The organism is Paenisporosarcina sp. P4_D4, assembly GCF_056401835.1.
In genome coordinates this window covers 1-4,616 of the sequence record NZ_JBFUIO010000147.1, presented here as the reverse complement: position 1 = coordinate 4,616, position 4,616 = coordinate 1, and the positions used below count along the sequence as shown (strand labels likewise).

At 39.8% G+C, this 4,616-nt stretch carries 5 protein-coding genes; 1 reads left to right on the top strand and 4 read right to left on the bottom strand.

Translation table 11 applies throughout. The annotated features are described in order from the left end of the window. The 4 genes from AC1DSL_RS16020 to AC1DSL_RS16005 all read right to left on the bottom strand — a co-directional run. Positions 1 to 463, bottom strand: a 463-nt coding sequence (locus AC1DSL_RS16020; RefSeq protein ID WP_477532947.1) for a glycosyltransferase family 4 protein, incomplete at its 3' end; no start/stop codon positions are given. 60 nt (positions 464 to 523) lie between these two features. Next, the gene (gene galU / locus AC1DSL_RS16015; protein ID WP_477532946.1) at positions 524 to 1,396 is read right to left on the bottom strand and encodes a UTP--glucose-1-phosphate uridylyltransferase GalU; all 873 of its coding nucleotides are present in this window, start codon (positions 1,394 to 1,396) and stop codon (positions 524 to 526) included. Between the two features lie 14 nt (positions 1,397 to 1,410). Then, positions 1,411 to 2,685 carry a nucleotide sugar dehydrogenase gene (locus AC1DSL_RS16010; RefSeq protein WP_477532945.1) on the bottom strand — a complete coding sequence of 425 codons (1,275 nt, stop codon included), beginning with the start codon at positions 2,683 to 2,685 and terminating at the stop codon, positions 1,411 to 1,413. Positions 2,686 to 2,796: 111 nt separating this feature from the next. Beyond that, positions 2,797 to 3,516, bottom strand: a complete 720-nt coding sequence (locus tag AC1DSL_RS16005) for a WecB/TagA/CpsF family glycosyltransferase (RefSeq protein WP_477532948.1) — start codon at positions 3,514 to 3,516, stop codon at positions 2,797 to 2,799. 145 nt (positions 3,517 to 3,661) lie between these two features. Here AC1DSL_RS16005 and csaB point away from each other — a divergent pair. Next, positions 3,662 to 4,616: polysaccharide pyruvyl transferase CsaB (csaB, locus tag AC1DSL_RS16000; RefSeq protein ID WP_477532944.1), on the top strand; the 955-nt coding region annotated here is incomplete at its 3' end.

Genomic DNA, 4,616 nt, shown 5'->3' with positions numbered 1-4,616 from the left:
GAAATACGCGTATAGGTGTTTTGACACCATATTTTTGTTGCACTAATTTTTCGTAGTAATGAGAAGGTGTAATTATGAGTGATGATTGTTGAAGCAGTTTTTTAACTGCCGGCTGGTATTTTTCCTGTGAAGCAACTTCCGGTACCACATCGCTACCATGAACATTTGTCACAATTCGGACAGAAGGCTTCAGCTTTTTCAACCATAATAGAGGCATGGCATTATGAGAAGCATAGTGCACATAAATTGCATCGTAGTTTCCGGTTAAACCTTTTGATAAGATTTTGCTGTAATAAATAGCGTAACCCAATATTTTAGACAGTTTAGATGTTTTCTTCTGTAAAACGGCTTTATCAACTTGAAAGCCTTCATTTTGTAAAATCTTTTCGGTGTTTTGTACAAAGACACCGTAACTTGGGAAGTTTGAGGATGGATACATATTGGCTACCAATAAAATTTTCATCACTCATCCCCCTTTCCAATTAGTTCTAGACGCAAGTACATCGCGATTGCTCGCGATGTCTTATTCATACTGTTCAATTTTCTTTTTCATGTAGGCGATTAAATCGTCTTTTAAATCTGGACGTTGCAGGGCAAATTCCAAAGTGGTTTCGACAAAACCAAGTTTTTCACCTACATCATAACGATTTCCTTCAAAAGCATATCCATAAACACCTTGTTCACCGTTCAACTTTTCAATGGCATCCGTTAATTGGATTTCGCCACCCGCTCCTATTTCCATCTCATCTAAATACTTAAAGATTTCAGGAGTAAACACATAACGACCAATAATCGCCATATTTGAAGGAGCTGTACCTTGCTTCGGCTTTTCTACGAATTTACGAACTTTGTAACGTGAACCTATTTGTTCGGAAGGATCGATGACGCCATAACGGTGAGTTTCTGTTTCTGGAACTTCCATTACACCAATCACTGAGGAAGCTGTCTCTTCATAGTTTTCAATCAACTGTTTCAAGCAAGGTGTTTCAGCTTGGACAATATCGTCACCAAGTAAAACCGCAAAAGGTTCATCCCCAATAAATTTACGGGCTGTCCAAACAGCATGTCCCAATCCAAGGGGTGCTTTTTGGCGAATGTAATGAATTTCAACTTTTCCGGATTGTTGTACTTCTTCCAGCAAGTCAAATTTCTCTTTTGCATATAATGTATTTTCAAGAAGTGGCGCGGAATCGAAATGATCTTCGATGGCACGCTTGTCTTTACCTGTAACGATGATAATATCTTCAATACCAGAAGCAATTGCCTCTTCTACGATATATTGAATGGTCGGTTTATCAACAATAGGCAGCATCTCTTTTGGCATTGCTTTCGTTGCTGGTAAGAAACGTGTACCTAAACCTGCAGCTGGAATAATTGCTTTGCGTACTTTTTTCATCAACAATGCCTCCCTTAATTCTTGGAATCACCTAAAAGATATACATCAAATCCAGCTGCTTCCCATTTCGCACGATCAATACAGTTTTTCGTATCGATAATGATGTGGTTGGTCATATGTGATTTGATTTCATCCGGATTCAAGTCTCTAAACGCTTGGTGATCAGTTAACACTAAAATCGCCGAAGCATGTTGAAGCGCTACAAATTGATCTTGCGTCTGTTCCGGCAAGTTGTTGTGTTTAATATGTGGATCGTATGCTGACAAACTCATTTGTCGCTCACGAAGTTGTTCCACTACGTCAACAGAAGGACTTTCACGCATATCGTCAATGTTGCCTTTAAATGCTAATCCGAGTACAGCAATTTTCGGATCCTTAATGCCTTTTGCATTTAAAATATCTGCCGTTAATTGAGCTGTATAGGATGGCATGCCATCATTTGTTTGTCGTGACAAGTGAATGATCTTCGCTTGTTGCGGATCAAGTTCCACCAAGAACCAAGGATCAACTGCGATACAGTGTCCACCAACACCAGGGCCTGGCATATGAATATTCACCCGTGGATGGAAGTTAGCAAGCTTGATTGCCTCCCAAATATTCACGCCAATATTCTGTGCGATTTTTGCCAATTCATTTGCGAAAGCAATATTAACATCTCGGTATGTGTTTTCCATTACTTTTACAAGTTCAGCAGTCGTTGCATCGGTTTCATGCATCGTACCTTTTACGAATGATTGATAAAGTGCTGTCGTTTGTTTAGCTGACTCTACATTGACACCACCAATAATACGGTCGTTGGAAACCAATTCTTCAAATACTCGACCTGGGATCACGCGTTCAGGTGAGTGGGACACTAACAATTCCATGCCAATTTCTAAGTTCGCCTTAATCAATTCAGGCATCATGACATCTTCTACCGTGCGTGGAGGAACAGTTGATTCCAAAATAACCAAGTTACCTTTTTCAAGGAAAGGTACTGTAGATGCAGTAGCTATTCTTACATATTCTAAATCAGCTGTTTTGTCTGCTTTGATTGGTGAAGGTACAGCGATAATAAAGACATCCGCCTTGATTGGTTCTGTAGAAACAGTCAGTGAACCAGAATCAATCGCTTTATCCAAACGCTCCTGTAGACCGTTTTCTTCGATATGTAATTGTTTCTTTTGTATCATTTTAACCGTGTCTTCGTTAACGTCCACTCCGTGAACTTGGTGTCCATGATTTGCAAACATGACAGCAGTCGGTAATCCGATATATCCGAGTCCAACTACGCAAATGGTTTTTTTCATAAGTATTCTCCTTCTGAATGAAAATAAATTAGTTTCTTCTATTATAAGTGTGTTTTGTATTGGTCACTCAAGTACCGCAATTATAGGAATAGAAATCACACGATTTCAATGTTATTTCTTACCTATTAATACTCGCCATAAAAAGATCGGCAAGTTCATTTGACGTTTGATACGTGATGGGTTACTTGCCAAACGATATAACCATTCTAACCCAAACTTACGGAAAAGTGCGGGTGCTCTTTTGACCATTCCCGAAAATACATCAAAACTCCCACCGACCCCTTGAAAAACAAGAACGTTTGGAAGGTTTACCAGGTTCCTCTTTATCCATAGTTCCTGTTTTGGGCTGCCGAGTGCAACGAATAATATCTTCGCTCCACTTTCATGAATACGTTGTACCAAAGCTGCCTCATCTTTCTCATAACCATTTGTATATCCAGCAACGGTCAGAAGCGGTCTCTCTTTTTGAATCTCTGAAATCGCTTTAGTCACGACTTCTTCTTTTGCCCCATAAAAATAAACCGGATGGCCATGTGATGCGGCGAAGTCCAGAAGTTTCCCCATCATGTCTACCCCGGTTACCCGAGAAGTAATCTTTCCACCTTTTAGTTTTGAAGCCAATAAGATACCAACGCCATCAGGAATCTGGAAAGTTGATTCATTAATTAACGTTTTCACTTGTGGATCCCGATTTGCCGTAATGACTTTTTCCGGGTTTACTGCGATAATTGTTGACTGCTCATTACGAGCCATTTTCTGTTGTAATTCACTGATAATTCCTTCATATGTTAATGGCGATACATCCACGCCTAAGTAGGTCTCTTTCACTATTTACAGCCTCATTTCGTTCACATTCAATTGATATAGTATAGCAGATTCTTTGTTTAGTTGCATAGCATCCGTGACAAGTGATAAAATTTGGACATAAGACGCTTTCACTTCGTTGTGAAAGCTTTTGTTATGAGGAGGACTTCATTTGAAAATTGTATTATCCGGCTTCTATGGTCTTGGTAACACAGGAGACGAAGCGATACTAAAAGCGATCGTAGATAATCTGCGTTCTGAATTAAACAATCCTGAAATCACGGTGTTTTCCCTATCGCCTGAATTAACAGCGAAGGAACATGGCGTGAAATCTGTTTATCGTGGATGGAGACATCAAAATAAGGAAAAAGTAAGAGCGTTGCGTGATGCAGACTTATTGATTTCCGGTGGTGGCGGCTTGCTTCAAGACACTTACCCAACGAAGTTTTTATTCGGCCCGCTTCCTTATTATTTACTAATTGTGTTCTTAGCTAAACTTTGTGGAGCAAAAGTAATGTTCTTTTCACAAGGAATCGGCCCTGTTACCTCTACATGGGGTAAGATTTTGATGAAAATCTTTGCTAACCTGGCTGACTTCGTCACGGTCCGTGACCAATATTCAAAAGACTATCTGCATTCACTCGGTGTTAAGCGACCTGAAACAGTGGTGACTGCTGATATCGTTTTCGCATTCCGAGCAGATGAAGAAAACTCGGCATATGATTCACTTCCTTTAAAAGGTGACGAAAAAATCGTTGCCGTTACTGTACGTCCATGGTTTGAGCATCCGGACTACATTGAAAAGATGGCTCATTTATTAGATGAGTTAATTGAACAACGTGGCGTTACACCGGTTTTCGTTCCAATGGAAGGAAAATATGATGTACCAGCTTCCAATGATGTATTGTCACATATGAAACACGCAGACAAAACGTATATGCTTGGTTCGGATTTTTCACCAAATCAATTTTTAAACTTTATCCGCCATGCGGATTTAACTGTCGGCTTGCGTTTACATGCTTTAATATTCTCAGCACTCAGCAATGTTCCTCATCTTGGGTTCAGTTACGATAAGAAAGTAGAAAGCTTTCTAAAACGTTCTGGGATGTGGGACTACTCATTCCGTT

What these genes read in the sequence shown, in the direction of transcription:
- galU (WP_477532946.1), bottom strand. Translation starts at nt 1,396, where the DNA reads ATGAAAAAAGTACGCAAAGCAATTATTCCAGCTGCAGGTTTAGGTACA.
- AC1DSL_RS16010 (WP_477532945.1), bottom strand. Translation starts at nt 2,685, where the DNA reads ATGAAAAAAACCATTTGCGTAGTTGGACTCGGATATATCGGATTACCG.